8 protein-coding genes and 1 pseudogene are annotated in these 17,990 nt (G+C 58.4%); 1 reads left to right on the forward strand and 8 read right to left on the reverse strand.

The genetic code is table 11. The features are described from left to right. Positions 1–326 precede the first annotated feature (326 nt). Positions 327–4,220 carry a hypothetical protein gene (locus A9K65_RS10755; RefSeq protein ID WP_157678465.1) on the reverse strand — a complete coding sequence of 1,298 codons (3,894 nt, stop codon included), beginning with the start codon at positions 4,218–4,220 and terminating at the stop codon, positions 327–329. 336 nt (positions 4,221–4,556) lie between these two features. Beyond that, on the reverse strand, positions 4,557–5,015 hold the full coding sequence (locus A9K65_RS10760; RefSeq protein WP_084015980.1) for a hypothetical protein: 459 nt from the start codon (positions 5,013–5,015) through the stop codon (positions 4,557–4,559). 664 nt (positions 5,016–5,679) lie between these two features. Between A9K65_RS10760 and A9K65_RS10765 the strand changes: the two are divergent. Beyond that, positions 5,680–8,039: pseudogene (locus tag A9K65_RS10765) on the forward strand (hypothetical protein). Positions 8,040–8,145: 106 nt separating this feature from the next. Here A9K65_RS10765 and A9K65_RS35635 read toward each other — a convergent pair. Genes A9K65_RS35635 through A9K65_RS10795 form a run of 6 tightly spaced genes read right to left on the reverse strand, consistent with a single transcriptional unit; the run spans position 8,146 to position 17,800 of the window. Then, on the reverse strand, positions 8,146–8,805 hold the full coding sequence (locus tag A9K65_RS35635; protein WP_086081299.1) for a hypothetical protein: 660 nt from the start codon (positions 8,803–8,805) through the stop codon (positions 8,146–8,148). 10 nt (positions 8,806–8,815) lie between these two features. Beyond that, entirely contained in the window at positions 8,816–10,594 is a 1,779-nt protein-coding gene (locus A9K65_RS10775) for an AIPR family protein (RefSeq protein ID WP_064994455.1), read from the reverse strand. After that, the gene (locus A9K65_RS10780) at positions 10,591–11,613 is read right to left on the reverse strand and encodes a PD-(D/E)XK motif protein (protein ID WP_084015982.1); all 1,023 of its coding nucleotides are present in this window, start codon (positions 11,611–11,613) and stop codon (positions 10,591–10,593) included. The genes A9K65_RS10775 and A9K65_RS10780 overlap by 4 nt, the downstream gene beginning before the upstream one ends. Next, complete coding sequence (locus A9K65_RS10785) at positions 11,597–14,470, reverse strand: Z1 domain-containing protein (RefSeq protein ID WP_245322033.1); 2,874 nt, start codon at positions 14,468–14,470, stop codon at positions 11,597–11,599. Before A9K65_RS10785 ends, A9K65_RS10780 begins: the two co-directional genes overlap by 17 nt. Continuing rightward, positions 14,436–15,884, reverse strand: coding sequence for an ATP-binding protein (locus tag A9K65_RS10790; RefSeq protein ID WP_064994457.1), 1,449 nt, complete (start codon positions 15,882–15,884; stop codon positions 14,436–14,438). Before A9K65_RS10790 ends, A9K65_RS10785 begins: the two co-directional genes overlap by 35 nt. A gap of 50 nt (positions 15,885–15,934) precedes the next feature. Beyond that, positions 15,935–17,800 (reverse strand): sigma-70 family RNA polymerase sigma factor, encoded by a 1,866-nt coding sequence (locus A9K65_RS10795; protein ID WP_064994458.1) that lies wholly within the window; start codon positions 17,798–17,800, stop codon positions 15,935–15,937. Between the last annotated feature and the right edge of the window lie 190 nt (positions 17,801–17,990).

The raw sequence follows: 17,990 nt of genomic DNA on the forward strand, positions 1-17,990 counted from the left end.
CTTTCTCGTCTCTACCGGGGCGAGGAACACGATGGCGCCGCATTGAAATTATTGAACAATTTCAACCGGAAGCGCTACCAACGCGTATAAATTTTTAGCCATTTCAATGGTTTAACTGGATTTTGGTAGCGGGAGAGCGCTACCGTCTTTCCCCCCGCTCGGAAACCCCGCGATATTTTCTACAATGTCGGGCGTGATGCGCCTCTGTCTAGGTGGCGCAAAAGATCGGTAGGACGCGCAGCAGGACATGGACGCCGCCAAGTTCTCACCGCCGGCGCACTCTCACTAACCGAGGCACGTGGCATTCAAGATAGGACCACGACAACTCAGCGCTTACCAAAAGCGCGTCGATGGAGCTTCTTCGCCTGGGCTTTCACTGCTGCATTTCTTTTTGACTTACTCTTCTCAGGCCGATCAGTTGGCGCCGTAACGCGATTGGCACCGACGGCGTCATTGCCTGTGAGGGAGATCTCAGCCTCCCAGCGGTCAAAGTATCTCTTTCCGCCAGTTCTGTTTGACAGCAGTCTCTTCATGTGGCCGAGGATTTGGTTCCGATCAACCGTCCGGTGTCTGATTAAGTTTCGCATCAATAGGCCGATCGCGTAGTCGGCTTTGACCGAAGGTCTGGTTTCCCACAGGGCTAAAATAGCGTCCTTCACCACGCTGAAATGCGATGCAATCTCGGCCTTCTCGACGCCGATGGCTTCCGCAATGGCATCGATTGTATACATGGTCTCAGGTGTTGCTTGCGCGACAACTTCGATGATATCGCCTGCATTACAGGTGATAAATGTATGTCGCAACAAGGCCAGTTGAGCCACCAAGCGCGCATATTCCCCGGCTCCAATTCGCCCATCGTCCCTAGCTGCAAGAAAAATCGCTTGGAGCCACACTGAAGGAACCTTCAGGCCCGCTGCCCAGTTCCTGTACCGCTTGTCATCGGTGACCAGCAGCATGGCTCGTTCCTGAGCGACAAACATTGGATCCAGCGCGCCGCTGCGAATATGATCGAGTAGCTTCGGATCAATGCCGTCCGGCGCGTGTACTGGCACCAGCTCACAATCCGACTGCATGGCTTTTTCGCGCTTCTCGATCGCATCGGCGATCTGCTTGGCACGTTCAGTCGTGAATTCTTCAAAATAATAACGCCCGTTATAGAAGTAGCCGGTGCCTGCCCGCTCGGTCTCAGGAATTACATCGTCGTCATGCAGGTGGTTAATTTCGTCCGCTGTAGATCTTGCAAGGAGGATAGTACCGAAAAGTTGCTTCAGCACATCCAATCCATCGATACCGACCACCGCCCAAAAGGTTAGCGTGTCAAGAACGATGCCCCTACCGAAGTGCTTCCTCGTAGTGTGAGTCGCCCCGACTCTTTCCGGTAGGTTGCCCTCGCAAGTCTCGATGCTGAGCCCCTGCATTCTGAGGGTATCGGTGAAATGGACGACGCTAGCACCGCCTGAGAACTCTACCAGCACCGAGATCGGCAACGGACCCTCAGCGTAGAGGCCCAGGACCTTCTGTTGCCTCTCGCTCTGCCGCTTCATCAAATCGAGGAACGGCTCGATATCGTCACCGATCGTCTTGATGACGAAGAAACCGTCTTCCGCGGGAAACCTAATGTTAAAGTTCTCGGTCAGATCTTCGTAGGCATGCAGGTATTTGTGCCTCACCTGCTGCACGGTCCAGCGAATGGTCCGTCCGATCCGGTCTTCCACCTCGAACGAATCGCCGGTCCGGTGCCCCATGGCTGCCTTGGCGATTGAGTGGCCGGATCCATATTTTTTGGCAGCTGGATCACCCGGCCCATCGACCACCATGAACTCGTTGGTCTGCTCGTCATCCGAAGTTAGCCTGGCCCACATCTCCACGCCGATGACGTCATCGCTGAGCTCATGCAGACGCCTCAACTGGCCGAGGCACAGACCTAGCCATTTGAGGGCAACTTTCGGATCATTGCGGTTGGCCTCCAGGACCTTGTATCCCAATGCCAGGGCATCATCCGGTCGACCGCCAGCGGCAAGGGCCTGTGCGAAGTCTACCTGGTCCTGTGCAGTGCCATGTAGGGAAGCCACATCCAGCGAAGCTACCAAAGCCGATAGCTCTGATTTGCGCTTTAGCCTGAACAGCGTCTGAATGTGCATCAAAATGGGTCGGACACGATTTGGCGCCAGCTCTCGCGACTTCACGAAGCAATCCTCAGCCAAGCCGAGTTCGCCCCTATGATAGTGCATGATGCCTTCCAGCATCACGTAGCGCTCTAGGTCCCTGACCACATCCTGCAGCCCAGTGAAGAACTCGACCGCCCGCGCTCTAGGAGGGAACTCATAGGCAAAGGCACTAGCCAGGTCGAACAGTTCCTCGGAGTCGACGGTGTCGTCAACGAAACCATCCATCAATTTAATGATCGCGCCGTGATCATGGCGCCGCGCCGCATACGCAGCAATCATCGTTCGGGTCGCGATGTGCGACTTGTCGGTGACGGTAACCAATGCATTGGCGTAGGCTTTAGACGATGCTTCGGGCAAGTCGAGCTCGTCTGCCAACTGGGCAATAAGCACCGAGGCTCGGCCGGTTGATGCGTACTTTGGGACCAACTCGTCCAGCGCTGAAGAAGCCGAGCCTGGGTCATCCTTAGCACGCTTCCTGACACTCGCACTTGACGCCAGGGCCTTTATCAAGTCGCGTTCGGTCTCCGGGACCGTGTTCAGGGCCTCGGTTCCGTGGAGCCCTTCGAGATAGTCCCAGTTGCCATAGCGCGCCGCGATCTGGGTGCGCATTAGAAGGGCAGGACCCTCCTCTCCCAACTTAGGGAAAGTTTGTTCTGCCAGCGTCCTGTCGCCCAACTCCAGCGCCATCGCCGCCACGCGGACCAGCAGGTCGGGATCTTTTCCTTCAGAGATGGCCAGCCCTTCAAGCAACAAGTCTTTAGCGGACTTGTCGTCCCCTGCCGCCAGCAGCGCTAAGGATCCATTTATGCATAGAGCGAGAGTTTCCGGACGTTTGGTAACCTCCTGCTGCTTTGCCTGCTCCCAAAGATCGGTGAGGTCCTTCCCAGCCTGCTGCAGCCGCGCCCTGGCTTCCTTGGTCAGTTTCCAAGTGGTCTTATGATCGCCTTCCACGATCTCAGTGATCTCTGCCTCTGCTGCCTGGCGCTTGTAGAATTCGTCGTTCTCGTCATTTTCTCTCCCCCGCCGGGCCAAATCGATCCACGCCCGGTCGTTAGAATTGCGCAAGTTCAGGAGCTGATATTTCTGGACCGCCTCCGAAAATTTCAGCCCTTCGGGAATGCGGTCCATAATGTCGGTAGCGCCGGCAAATCCACCTGCCTGGACGACGTAGCCGGCGAGGGCCTCGTTGTCAGGAGACTTGCTCAATTCGGCAAGCCCCCTTTCCATGGCTTCATGATAGCGACCGCGAAGCATCATCGCCAAGATGACGTTCACAGCTGCTTTAGGATCATCCGGTGCATGCTTCACAGCCTCTTCCAGCATTTCCGCCGATGAGGATTCGTCGCCGAGTTGAAGGTAACAATGAGCGATGTTGGCTTTCACCCTGAACCAGATGTGCCCGGAGTTCTTGTCCGTGAGCGTCTTAATCAGATCGAGCAACAGGTCGAGAGCGGATCTTGGCTTTCCATTGTTGGCTCGATCTCTATACCGATCGATCTCCGCGTCGAGCGCAGCCTCGGCGGGATCGGCCGCACCCGATGTGGCATCCGCGCCCACTTGTCCCAGCAGAGTGGCGTTCATGGCCCTTATCTCTGCCAGTATCTCCTGTGTGGCACTGGTCTGCAGCCCCACCAATTCTTCATGGCGCTTCGTTTGAATCTCTGCAGTGGGACTATGGTTGGGATCGAACACGAGCGCGACGTCCGGATGGGCGGAGATCTCGTCCTCAAGAGTCCCCCACCCCCAAGCCCGTACGATAATGCTGCGTCCCAGCACCCGCTGTTCTTCAGTCAATGCAGCTGCCACGGTATGCAGCACCGCATCGTCGTCGGCCGTCGTAGTGAAAAAGTACTCGGTCAGCTCTGGCTCGTATTTTAGGGCCTTCGCGAAATCCCCCCTAAACTCTTTCTCGGTGGCTTTCTCTCCCAATCCCTTACATTTGCATTGGACACCAACGACTTTACCAGCGTCGCCGTTGCGGTATCCGAACATGTCCATTCCATGTTGGGCCTGACCATTCTTGCCAAAACGGTGGAGAGAGGCGTCGTTCAATATCCGACGCCATAGGTGCGCGGAGCCCTTCTCGAAAGCCTGCCAGACCTTCGGCCTCGGGACGTGAACCTGCGTGTTTGCCGACGCCGACATCGAATTTCCGTTTTGTTGCGGGAGGGAACGAATCCATTAGTCGAATGAGGCTGATGCGAGAGCCAGCAGATGTAAAGCGAGGCGGCCCTCTTCTGCTCGTTAAGTTGAGGCAGTTCTGCACTCCGACGCATCGTGATAGGTGAATTTCGCCACGGATTCTGTTCCGGGCCAGTTCGGGTCGCCGAATCTGACCGGTCCCGCGCGGTCCGCCTCAACTGCCCTGGCATTTGGGCCTACGTGCCGCTAATCAAACCAAAGGATACGAGGATCGATGCTTCCCAAGTCATCACCTGCTGGCAGTTCCAGAAACGCGCCGATTTGGTAGTGCAACTGCTCGCGGTAAGCTGCGAGCTTTACAAGGTCGCAGCGACGTGACTGTTTGTTGGTGGTCTTCTTGATTTCGACGACTAAGATATTCTCTTCGTTGACTCCGCGAAAATGCACAACGATATCGGGATAAACGGGTGTGTTTTCTCCGCCGCATTCCAAGGGCAAATTTAACCGCTTCGGGCTGCCATCAAGTCCGACACGATTGTATTCCGCATCAACTTTGTGATCGGGAAAGAGCTCGCGCACAAAAACATGTGCAAGCGTGGCCCCGATTGCACGCTCGTTCACATCAAGCTCGAGCAGCTGTTTCTGGTCGTCCATGAACAATGTGACGGCCTTTTCGAAACGGATTTTGATTTCCTCAATGTCCATGAGAGCATTTTGACACAGTTGCGTGGCAGTCGAAACGCGAAACCGTTCGGTGGTGCTACTATATTGCTCACTGCATCAAGAAGCTGATTCTGAGCGGAGTATGACCGTATTCGAAATTACCAAGGAGATGATTGGACGCCTCGAGGACGAACAGTTGCGTCAACTGCTTCGCCGATTGCTGGAAGCCGAGGCGCGAGCCAGAAGTATTGCGCTCTCAGCCATCGCAGTAGGAGGGAACCAAACCACTGGCGATGGTGGCGTTGACGGTTCGATCGCGTGGCATGGACTTCCTAATCCTGGGGGCTGCTCCTGCAGCGAACGATATTTTTTCAGTCCAAGGCTGAGGTGATAGCGCCGGCAAAAATAACCAGGGAAATGCTTCCCGGAGGCCTGGGGTTCCTGGAAGCTTTTCGAACTTTCTGTCTGACGCCTTCAGGCGAATTGCGCTCGCTCGCGAGGGACGCTGGGATGTCAGAATTTGCCATGGGACGATCATAGTCGACGCCTTCGACTGCCTGCGTGAGCTGGCTGGCTCCAACTGGTTTCAACCGTCTGCAACATAATTGTTAGGCGTCATGCGCTTTGGGGCTGCCAAACCATTAGAATCGGGTATGTCCGCGCACTTCGTAACCGCCGTTGCTGACAAACGACATAGCCTACCCGCATGACTGAAAATTCGCATACCAGACTGCTTTGCCGAAAAATCGCCGATTTCTGCCGCCTCCGTCTTGATCCTGTGCTCCCGCCCCAAGAAAGCGCAAGCATCAGAGAGTTCTTGCTCAACCTCATCTCCCGCGCTCAAACCCCGCCGCGAAAACTCCGCGGCTATGATTGGCAAGAGATCGCCATTCAGTGCGGCCTCGACGACAAAGTGATGCGATCTGCCCGGGCCACAATCGAGCCGGCACTGGATGCGATCGTTCGTAACACAAAATCTTCGCAGAAGCGGGCGACGATCGGCGGTCTCCACAGCGCCGAACCGGAGCATCCTAGGCGGGTCTGTCCGCAGAGGCCACCTGCTAAGGCGTCCCCAGAAAGCCGCAAACGAAAGCTCGACCGGTCGCAGCGCGCAGCGGCAGAAAACCCGCAGAAGCCCGGCATCAAACCACGCGAGATCGAGGAGTTCCCAGAACCTCTTTTCGAGGATGCATGTGATTTACCAACCTTTCAGATGGCGCTGGATTTCCAGATGCGCCGCCATGGCGACAGCTATTGGCATCTTCATCGAGCTGTTGTTCGGGACGACGAGACCTTTGATCGCTCTACAATTCGGCATTGGCTGCAGGGATCGAAATCGCCGCGCAGCGTAGCGAGCATGGAAGTGCTAGCTCGAATCGAGCGTCGTTATCGTCTTTCGGAAGGGTATTTCAAAGCGAAACTCCCGCTTCAGACGCGTTCCGCCTCTGGGCATTTCCTTGATGACATCGGCACGGCTGAACGCCGTAGGCTCGCGTGGCATTTGCCTGATGACTTCAACACGCGTGGTCCCGAGGAGCAGGAAGAGATTCTGGAATGGGTTCGGCGCGTGATTATCAGCGGGTCAACTGATTACCGGAAATTCCAGGCGGCCGCGTTGAAGCAGCGTTACGCCATCCGTTTCCCGGGTATCGCCTATGGTCAGTCGGATGCCGCAAACGACGCCTATCGAGTTCGGCGCGAACTCCATGACGATGACGGTGCTCTTTTAACTGACCCCGACTTGATGTCCGGCGTCATAGACGCCCCGCCTGTGCTTGCGATGGAAATGGCGGATCTGATCCGCTTCAAGACCGCGACACTCACTGCGTTCGGTCTACAGCGCAACGGTGTCTGGGGCGAGGAAACGGCATCGCAGAAGGTTGAGCATCTCGGCTTGATGTTCGGCGCTTTGGCCGCGCATCCACACGGCCCGGTACGCGGCTACGGCGTGCCGACGCAGCATTTGTCTTTCGGCCTGCTCGTCTTCCCCTCGGTCTGGGATTGGTATGTCCAGTGGCGCGAGAGACGGCGCGGGTTCTACACTGCATGGGAGGTGGACATGCTGCGAATTTCGCTCGCGCTCACCCGCAAGGAGACGGGCTGGCTGAGGCAGCAACCCCACCTGTCGTCGCAAATCCGCCCGATCAACGGGCTAGTTTCACAGACCGACATTGATCGCGCCCGCAGCGATTGGGAGGACGCGTGCGATGTCTACTTCAAGCATGCCTCCTCCCGCGTGAAGGAGATTCAGCGGATCGCACGTGTGCATCGTGATCCTTTTGAACCAATCATGCCTGTGCTGGAGGCCGATAGCCCAGTGGGTGAGTATCGAAAGATCACGGAAGAGATTCTTCGGCTCATGCCTGATGAGCGTATCCATCGCCGTTCTGCCGCCGAAGCAGTCCGCTCGTTCCTGATGCTTAGGTTCGGGCTGCATCTTGGGTTGCGGCAGAAAAACCTGCGTCAGCTGATGGTCAGTGAACGCGGGAGACTGCCGCGGTCTGAGCGTCAGCTTGCCGACATGAAGCGCGGGGAACTGCGTTGGAGCGAGCGCGAAAAGGGCTGGGAGGTGCTCATTCCTTCTGTCGCATTCAAGAACGCGAACTCGTCCTTTTCGGGAGTAAGCCATTTAGGCTCGTCCTGCCGAACCTGGGTGGTTTATACGAGCACATCGAAGCGTATATCGATCGGCACCGCCGAGTGCTGCTTGGAAGCGCGGAAGACCCCGGCACCTTCTTCATCAAGACGGTGAAGGTGACCAGCAAGGACGCCGCATACGATCGAAACACATTTTATGAGGCGTGGCGCCTGACTATCCAGCGATATGGCATTTACAATCCATATACTAAGCGCGGCGCGATCCCTGGTCTACTCCCTCATGGCCCGCACAATGTTCGTGACGTGCTGGCGACGCACATACTGAAACAGACCGGCTCATATGAGCAGGCAAGCTACGCGATCCAAGACACGCCCGATATGGTGGCGCACCACTACGGTCGTTTCTTGCCACAAGACAAAGCTGCGCTCGCCGCTCGGATTTTGAACCGAGTGTGGCAGGCCGCTTAAGGACCATCAAGGGCGAACGTGCCCTTTGAGCAGTTTTCAGCGCAGATCGAAGATCGACTTCGGGAGAGTGAATGGAGTGCGATCCGGCCCGAAGCAATATGCTCACTTACTCTTCTGGCTGAAAAGTGGGCAATGCCGTGGCCTCTGTCCTGCTGGCATGTTCTCCAAGTTTTTTCTGCAGAATCCTGATGGAATTTCGCAGTTCGGGAGGCTCGTCGGACAATCGCACGCTTTCGTCTGTCTCCCAAGTTGCCATCTCTTCCGGATTATCCATGCCGAATGCGATACTGAGTCCTGAACGCTCTGCTGCATCGAGATCGAGCGCTGCGAAAGCCGCGCCCGGCTCGACCTCAATGCCGAAGAGCCAGGCAATGCGCGTTGCTGCCGCGCCCGTGGAAGGCGCTATGAGGAGAAATGTCGATTTATCGGGCTTTCGGCCAATAAGGAGGGTATCTCCCGCCGTTGCCTTCCGGGTTACGGAATTGTCGTAGTAGTAGAGCCGGTACTCCGTCCGCGTCGGATGACGTGCTCTCGCATCATACCACGTCAGCATTCCCCTTTCAGACACAAGCTGCCCGGCGTTGGACATCCAGTAGAAATCGGTGTCCAGACGCTGCGGCTGTTCACGGCCGAACAGCTCGATCAGAGGTCTGGAGCCGTTAAACTCATGCTGGTTGGATCTGACGGCATCGACCTCCACAGGGCTCAGCCGCTTGAAGACGATCCCCTTGAAAAGGTCCGAAAGCACGCCTGTGCCGGTTGCCAAAAGATTTCTCCTAACGCGCCAGTTCGGGCACTCCATCAGGAATTGCCGGCAGCGACGCAAGCTTCACTTTATCCCAGCATTCTTCTTTTTTTGCCCATTCGGAAACTTGGGCGCCGCGGGCTGTCTGAAGGAGCACCTCGTTCATTCTCGAAGCGAGTTCCGAAATGAAGCTCGACAGCTGCGGCGAAACTGCCTGGCGCTGCCAGATCGATTCCAGGGAAAGGCGGTTGCGCCATTTCTCGGCAAGATAGGCCACTGTGTACGCGGTTATGTTTGCCTGGGCTTGGCTGAAGCCACCATTTCGAACCACTTTCTGGGCTGCCTTGAACAGGATCGCCTGTGCAATCAGCTTCTTGTAGCCCGCCACATCCAGAGACCCGGCCGCCGTGCTTTCGGGTTCAGCCATAAACCTTTCAAAATTTTTCTGGCTGCCGAGCGAAACGATATGCGGCCTGCCGGACCAGGCTTGGATATACTTGGCGAGATCGGTCTTGGTAATCTTTCTGGCTGGTGGCACCGCATCCCTGATCTGCCGCAGTCTCGCCGGAGTCGTTCCTTCTCTCGCAAGCATGACGTTGTAGCTGCCGGCTGCCCGTTCATAGAACCAGCGGCCAACGCCATCCGGACAGTAGGTCGACAGGGCAAGTTTCTCGAGTTCGACGTGGAACGGCTTGTTGGCGGAGAGATCGGAAACCTTCACCGCGTTCTGGCTGTTGGCATACCTTGAGATGTCACCAATCAGGATTTCCTCGGCCTCGGGGTCGTGCCGGTGCAGGATTATCACCTTTGCCGGAACCCTGACCCGGCTAAGATCCGTTTCAGGGTACTTCCGCTTTGTAAAATAGATTGACGCGGTGGTCTGGCCACCATTCACGATCTGCATTCCCTTGAGCCAGGCAAGGCCGGTCGAACTGTCACCCGCGCGCGCAAGGCCTGCTTCGTCTGCAATCAGCACGATACCGTTGTTGTAGGCCATGAACCGCTCGGGAGTGTCTCGCAGCGTGTCCCGAATTCCCTTGTTCACCTTCCCGGTCTGGCTCAGGAACGACCTCACATTTGCCTCGAGAAGCCGGGCTCCATAGCGGTCGTAGAGCATCCGCAAGGCATTCGCCGGAATGGCCGTCAGCGCGTAGTCATATTCTTCGTTTTCACCGGGCACATAGACACACGGCAGCGGGGAGCCGCAGATCTCCTCAAAACTGGCGACGAGTTCGTCACGCGGTTTTCCTTCCGACCAGTGCCGGTGAAGGCGTTCGATATCCATGACCTCCAGCCGAACCGATTTTCCGGCGACATCACGCGGCTTGAACGTCCTGGTCCTAGCTTGGCGATCAGTCAGCACGTAGACACGGACCTGCTCGAGATCGGCGTAGCAGTCCCGGATTGTCAGACTGAACTCGTAGGCGTCGTCCGAAGGATCTATTGCCTTCACCAGTTTGCCATCCGCGGAGCTGCCCAGGAATTTGAGGCACTGCTCGGCTGCCTTGACAACCTCACTGTCCGATATGGTCTGAACGGTATCTGTCCCCGAGTACAGCGTGACAAACAGGTCGACCTGGTCAGCCTCGTCCGACACGGCGTAACCATTCAGCTTGAGCGTTGCAGCACCGACCTTGCGTTCAATATGAAGGACGCGGGGGTCAAATGTCATGCCGCATTCGGCCATGTGTTGCATGACGACGTCGGTGAAAGCAGCCTCCGCCTTCAGATATCCGCCTTCCGTCATGCGGTCACTGACGAGGGCATTTACCTCGCTCTGGGTCTGGACCAGAAATTCCTGAAGGGTCATGCGGAAAGCACTCCGTAACGAGTCAGAGCTTCGGGCAGTGAAATGACATTCGCATTCACCAGGTCAAGATCGACTTCATAGGCTGCTGCCCTGATTGCCGGATCAGTTAAGCTTCTGAGGAGGCAGGGAAAACTGTCATTGACTTCGAAAACGCGTACGTCCACCAGATCGAACCGGCGGGAGTAAAGGTCTGCAGCGGAACCGTCATAACCGGCGAGAAGCAGTGCGCGGTCCATGGAAGCAGCGAGATCCCGGGATGATGCGACCCGGGCTCTCAGGGCATCAGCCAGCTCGGGCAGCGTCTGGCCGGTCTGCTGCTGGCAGAGCCGTAGACCGGCAAGCAGAACCGGCCGACCGGAAAGACCGTCCAGTTGTTCAAGCGAGCTGATCTGGGCTGGGAAGCCGTTGACCGAAGTTGTCGACTTGACCTCGATCCCTATGGTGTCGCTCTGGAAGTCCTGAAGTCCGCCTCGGGGGCCTGCCCATGAATGGACCATGATGTCGGGCACGGCCCCTGCATCAAGCGATTCACGAAGAAAGACCAGTTCGCCATACAGACCGATCTCTTCTTCGGGCGAAAGACGGTCCTGCTTTGGCCGGCGCATGAAATCCTGCCACGCCCTGATGCGGGCAAGCATCAGCGCAAGCAGCCAGCTGTCCGACTTCGTTGAGGTAGCAGAAAGCGCAGCGACAATGTCGGCCGACATCTGGACAAAAAGATCGCGGCCGGCTCCCGCCTGACGGATCAGGCAGACCCATACTCCGAAGCCCGGCGCCAGCGCCTCTCCTGCGGTCTCGACGCGGAAACCGCTCCCTTCGGGCAGCTCGGCTTTCGCGGGGGCGGTATCGACATTGAAGCCCACAAGGAGCGTCTCGCCTCCTTCAGGAAAAACGATCCCGCCCCTGAAGCGGGGTTGTGAATGGCCAAGTGCAACCGTCAGAAAGCCTTTCTCCGCTTTCTGACCCGCGAGCGCACTCCATGCGGCCTCCAGTTCGCCGGTATCAGTCAGCACCACCATACTCCTGCATCCATGCGACGTTGTTCACCTTGTACTCGACCTTTGTTCCGGACTCGCTGGCAGGGAAGCTGATGCCGAAGGCAACCACCGGCGGAAGGTCCGCGGGCACGTTCCCGCCTGCTTCGGCCGGGTCAAGGAGATAGATCAGAAGCAGGCCGCGCTCAGGATGTCCGTCTTGCCCGTTGATGCCCTCACCCCTGACCCGCCTTATCGCCGGTCCCGAAGGATCGGAGGGACCCTCGGCAGATCGGGAACGCGCAGGATCAGGCTTCCAGCCGCTCCTGGTGATCGCCATCGCCTCTTTCCATTCATCTTCGTCCAGATCGAGAGCCTCGTCGCGCGGTGACAGCAGCCGTCCAATCGAATAACGCCCCTCCACGCCATCGGAAGACCGTTTCAGCATTGCCACCTCAAAACCTTCGGCAAGTGGATGCGATACGCCGCGCCCGCCGCCGACGACGACGACAGTCCAGCTGGTCAGTTCGTCGACGAGATTCATTTTCGTGATGAACTCGGCGAGCAGGACGCTGTTGACCTTGTATGCGTCCGGATGCGTCCTGTACGAATTCAGGAAGGCAATGACGTCGGTGGCGGCGACTTTTTCCCAGAGCCGCCCCTGCCAGCGCTGCATGCCATCGCCCCGCTGCCGTTCGGGATTGTCCTTGCCTCCTCCGAGCCTGCGGACGAGATCCGTCGCAGCATCCAGATTGCGCTGCAGCACCGTTTTGTCGGTGAAGAGGGTGATCGTTTCCGAAACCTGCCCGCTGAACGAAAGCATGAGGCTTTTGGCCGATCTCATCTTCAGCCGTGACGTGACAAGCAGCACAGGATGTGACTGGACCTTCAGCCCGTATTCCCGCGGGGTGCCGCCAGAAGCGGCCATCAGATCGAATTCCTCGCGAAGCTCCTCGGCAGCGTCTGCGATGTGGCCGAACCAGCCCGCCAGCTCAGCTGTGGTGTAGAGCCGGCAAAGGTCAATGTAACCGGGGCGGTATCCAAACCAGCGGCCCATCTGCATGAGCGTGTCGTACATTTTCGATGTCCGCAGGAAATAGCTGACACACAGGCCCTCAAGGGTAAGTCCACGCGAAAGCTTGTCGCCGCCAATCGCGATCACCTTCAGGCCGGGGCCTGTCTGGTCTGCATAGTCAAGCGCATCTTTTGCCGTGCCGTTGATCATGCGGACGTCGATGTCGGCGATGATGAGCCGGATTGCCTCGAGTACGTCCGGCCAAGCTGGAAGTGCTGCATCACCGGCCAAGGCTCTGAAACTCTCAGCTGAAGCCTCGCATGTCGGGACGAAATCGGAGAACCACAGCTGCCCCAGACGGGCCTCGGCGTCTTCATGTCCGATCTTGCGGCCAAGGCGCTGGCGCAGCGACAGGACGTACTCCTCGACCTTCTGGTGCACGACCTTCTGCACGGAGGTGAATCGTGTGACATGTACCAGCATTGAGGAGTGTGCATCCCCCTGGCCGCGCAGCCGCCGCACCGCGCAGGCGATCAGGAAGGAGTCGATTGCCGCCTCCAGCGTTGCGGGAATGCCTGTCTCGCGGTCGCTGCGTGGCACGTAACCGTTTTTGTGCGTGTGCGGCATCCATCCGTTTCTGCCATCCTCTGACATGTGATCGTCCACCTCCCGGTAAAGTGGGAGGCCAGGCGTGCGTCCTGCTGTAGACCGGAGCCCGAAGATCTGTGCCGGACCGACATAGCTCGACGGAGCAGCCAGATTCACGATGAAGGCGGAGGGAAAAAGGTCTGGACCTTCCTCTTTGGTTTCTCCCCGCTCGTGAATGAAGATGTTGGCAAATGGCGTCGCAGTGTATCCAACATATGCGGACCGGCTGAAGGTGTGCACGATCTTGCGGGTAAGGCTGTTTATGGCGGTCGGCTGATGCTCGGGGTCAGGGTTGCCATCCTCGTCAAAGATCTGCTCGCCTGTATCTACAGAGGCATGGTCAGCCTCGTCATCGATGAGCAGCAGCGGCAGCCGCTTGACGATCTTGCGCCCGTTCTCGTCCTGCGCGTCGGCAACGTGGTGGCGCACCCAGCCGAGCAGACGCTCGAGCACTGTCTTGTTCTTCTTGACCACGAAAAGCCACGGCCGCTGCTCGGGCGTGATGCCGAGCGTATTGGCACGGGCTGTGCTGAAATCACCGTTGTTGGTGCGGTTAGTGACGTAGTTGGGACGGATCGAGGGATCGCGGTCCACGAGGCCGACGCCAATCTCGCGGATATCGTCAGCGATCGGCCTTGTCTCATATCCAAGGAACCCCTCGTCGAGACGCATCTGCGTCTGCGAGCGCAGATTGTTGTGGAGACCGGCCAGCACGATGATGATCTTGTAGCCCGCATCGGCTGCCTTGCAGATCAGGCCGGTATAGTTTCCGGTCTTGCCCGACTGGACATGGCCCACGACCAGCCCCCGTCGATCCCATGCTCCGTCACGCAGCGGATCCTCCAGCATCCCGAGGATCATGTCGGTGGAGCGGTCAAGGCCATCGACTGCAGCAAGGGACATTCGCGCCTCGAGATACTCGCGATACCGCTGCCAGTATCGCCAGTCGCTCTTGCGCGAAGCTTCGAGCCACGCCCGGTGGCCTTCATCGTTGCGTATGGTGGAATCTGTTCCGACCCATACGCTGAAGCGTCTGACGAGCTCGGCTATCGCTGCATCCTGGTCGAATCCCTCACGCCAGGCTGGCTGGAACGCAAGCACCTGATCGATCTTGGCGCTGATCATCGCCGGGCTGATCGTGCCGGGATCCTCGTTGACCAGAAGCTCCTGCGCAAACTTGATGACACTCTGGTTGCTCAATGGCCTATCCTCTGGTGACGGATTGCAGCGTTTCGACAAAGCCGGGCCAGCTGTCGAAGGGTTCGGTGGCGGCGAGCTGGCGTCTTGCCTGCTCTTGCGTCAGCCCCTTCCGGTTCACAAGGTTGTTGAAGACGGTCTGCATGACAGATTGGACCTCTTCCGGCGGTACGCCCTGGAAACCCATGCGCGGCGTTTCTTTAGCCTCTGCCGTATCGAGCCAGATCTGCTGTACCGGCACCGTCTCCTCGATAACCCTCAGCATTGCGATGACGTCGTCCCGCAGTGAACCTGCATTCTCGATTACGGCGGCAACAGCCGGATGATTGCGGTCGACCCGGTAGCGCAGGCCGCCTGTCAGATGCGTCGCATGCCAGGCGGGCGAGACCGGTCCAGCACCTGAAGACCGTTCCGGTCTGCCCCGGAACGCAAAGACCTTGCGCGCACGCTGGCGCACGTCTTCTGCAAACAGCGACAGGCGCGCTCTTGCCTCAAGTGGCGGTCGCGCTGTCGATTTCCTGATGTCGATCTTCCAGTCCTCGTCGGCACTGTTCGGAATGTCGAGGCGGATGCGCGCAAGCCTGAACGGTTCTTCCTTGGTCCAGGATCTCCCCTGTCCGAGACCAAGCCAGTGCCCGGCAACGAGAAGGCGCTCGTTGCGGTATACGTAAAAGCCCTGCTGGGATGTCCATCCGTCCGGTCCGGCCGCCTCGCCGTATTCCTTTGGTGACAGCCGGTCCTTGTGGGGAAGGACAAAGCCTTCCATCTCAATGCCATGGCCGTTGACCCGGAACGATTCCAATCCCGACCGCCAGGTGTCCGGGCGGCTGCGCAGAAACGGGTCCCACGGGCGGATGGCCGTGCCATTGATCCGGATAACCAGCCGGCGGCCTTCAAGATAACGATGAAAGACCATCGAAAGGTGCCGTTCGATACGGTCTATCACAGCCAGAAAATCCTGGTCCCTGGAGCCGGCGGGCACGATCCTGTCCATGATCTCCCACAGAACCATTGTTCCACTAGGCATGTCGTCCAGAGGCATCAGCAGCGATTCAGAACCGGGCGAGGGTCCTTCCAGAAGTGACCAGCTCCCCGTCGGGTCGTCACGCAGAACATCGAGATCCCAGCGCAGCGAGCAGGTCGCGCCATCTCGTCTTGATGCTACAGTCAGGCGCCGCGCCTGCGAAAATGACGCCGTCTTAAGTCCGAGGCCGAACCGGCCAAGATCGCCTTTCTCCCTCTGCTCGAGCGGGCTTCTTTCGCCAAGACGCATCGCTGAATCCAGCATCTGGTCGTCCATGCCTGCGCCATTGTCGGTTATCGAGATGCTGCTGTCCGGCCCATTCCAGACGAACCGGATGTCGACAGCGGAGGCCCGGGCAGCAATGCTGTTGTCGACAAGGTCTGCAATGGCGGCGGCAGGTGAATAGCCCAACCCGCGCAGGGCCTCGACCATGGCACTGGCACGGGGTGGGGCGTTTCTCGAACGTGGCGGAACAGTTGCTGTCACAGGAATGGCTGCAGCACACTTGAGCGATTTGGATGTCTCAGGATCTTGATTGCCTTGGCCTCGATCTGGCGGATCCGCTCCCGGGTGACCTCAAAAAGATCCCCGACCTCTTCAAGCGTATGTTCATCAACATTCGCCAGCCCGAACCGCAGCCGGATTACTCGCTCGCTGCGGGGCGAAAGTTGCGCGAGGACACCCGCGATCAGTCTGCGAAGGCATGCCGCATCGTGGCGGCGATCCGGCGGAGAAACGGTTTCATCAGCAACTCTGTCAGAAGTCTTCCGGCTTACGGTCGCCGGGATGTTGAGAAGGCGTTTTGCGATGTCTGGCGTTCCCTCTATCTTCTGTGCCACTTCAGCGACGGTCGCGTCCCGGTTGAACTCGGCGCGTGAACGTTCACGCAGTCGCATGATTTTCTTCAGCCGCTCGCCGAGGTGCACCGGGAGGCGGATCACGCGCGACTGGTCATCGACAGCCCGGAGCATCCGCTGGCGGATCCAGAAGGACGCATATGTTCCAAATCGCGCACCCTTGAGCGGATCGAATTTTTCGACAGCGCGCATCAGGCCGAGATTCCCTTCTTGGACAAGATCGTCCAGTGGCAGCCCCCTCCTGCTGTACTTTCGCGCGATCCACGGGACGAGTTTCAGACCGCCTTCCATCGCCCGGTTGCGTGCCGCGCAGTATTTTTCGAGCGCGTCCGACAGCGCTACAACGGCCGGATCGTGCCGGTAGATGCCGGCCTGTTCCACCGCCCTGAAAAGGGCTTCATAGGGCAGGGTCCCTACGCCAGCATCTACTTCAGGCAGTTCTGTGTCATCCCGGAGAACGTCTGCACCGGGCACGGGTGTTACATTATCCGGATCTTCCGGCTCATCGACGCTTTCATCAGGTGTGATGGCAGTCTCGATACCACCGAGCAGATGGAGGCAGCGTTTCACTGCGTCAGTCACTTCCTTGCGTGACTGCTCCAGCTTCATGAATATCCGCTGTTCGCGTTCGGGGCTAAAGGCAGAACACGAACGGATGTCGGCAATGTATCGTTCGGCAGCGGCAAGGCTGTTCAGCTCGTCCTCAAGCTGGCTGATTGCTGCCCTGGCAAGCGCCCTGTCATGCCGGTCAGCAAACACCGCGCCCCGGCTCAGGAACGTGGCTGCGAGTCTGCCCGGGACAATTCTGACGCCGGTCTGCTGGACAATCAGTCTGAACAGGAGCCGCTGATCGACCGTGGCCTCCGGCCAGGCCTGCCGCAGGCTGCGGCCCGAGATCCATCCACTGGCAATCGCATCGGCCAGAATCATGACCGCCTGCTCAGGCAGGACCAGGGTCCGGCCGGCGGAGGATGTAGCGGGCAGGGAGATTTCGGCAGACGACCAGTCGTCGTCATCGACCCTTGCCCGATGCGACGAAATGGCTGCCTGGAGAGCCAGAACGCTCTCGTCGGGCAACTGTCTGCTCTCTGGCGGCTGGAAATCCTGCTCGGGCTCCCATCCCGTGGCGCCGGTTTCTGGCTCGGGGGCGCGGAACTCTTCAATGGCCCGCCGGTCAAGCACAGTATCCGCCAGAGCCACCTGCGCAAGATAATGCCCGACCTCCCGGAATCCTCCCCTTGTTGCAAGCTCGGCAGCACTCAGGCCCCCAGGATCCCTGAGCGATGCTTCCGCCCCTTCGTCCAGCAGAAGGGCACAGATGTCTTCACGTCCAAGCGCGGCCGCGATCATCAACGGCGTTCGCCCTGACGCGTCACGTCCATTGACAGCCGCTCCGCGCCTGAGGTGCAAAAGGATGGAGCTCTCGGGGCCTTTCGAAAGCGCGAGCCTGAACAGCGGCGAAACCGCTACCGTCCCGACCGAGTCAAGCACGGAACCGCCTGCCGCATGTCGGCAGCATCATGTCAAAATCCCCCCAATATTTCCCACACCGGATTTATAGCAAGAAAAAGCGCATGGGAAGCGTGTCGTCTACTTTTCCCGGACTTGCCGTTCACCTGCCAGCGTAAGAAATTCCACAGCATCTGCAAGTCAGGGCCTGCCGGGGCAGACTGTACGCCGT

The organism is Mesorhizobium sp. WSM1497 (assembly GCF_001672455.2).
Taxonomy (GTDB): Bacteria; Pseudomonadota; Alphaproteobacteria; order Rhizobiales; family Rhizobiaceae; genus Mesorhizobium; species Mesorhizobium ciceri.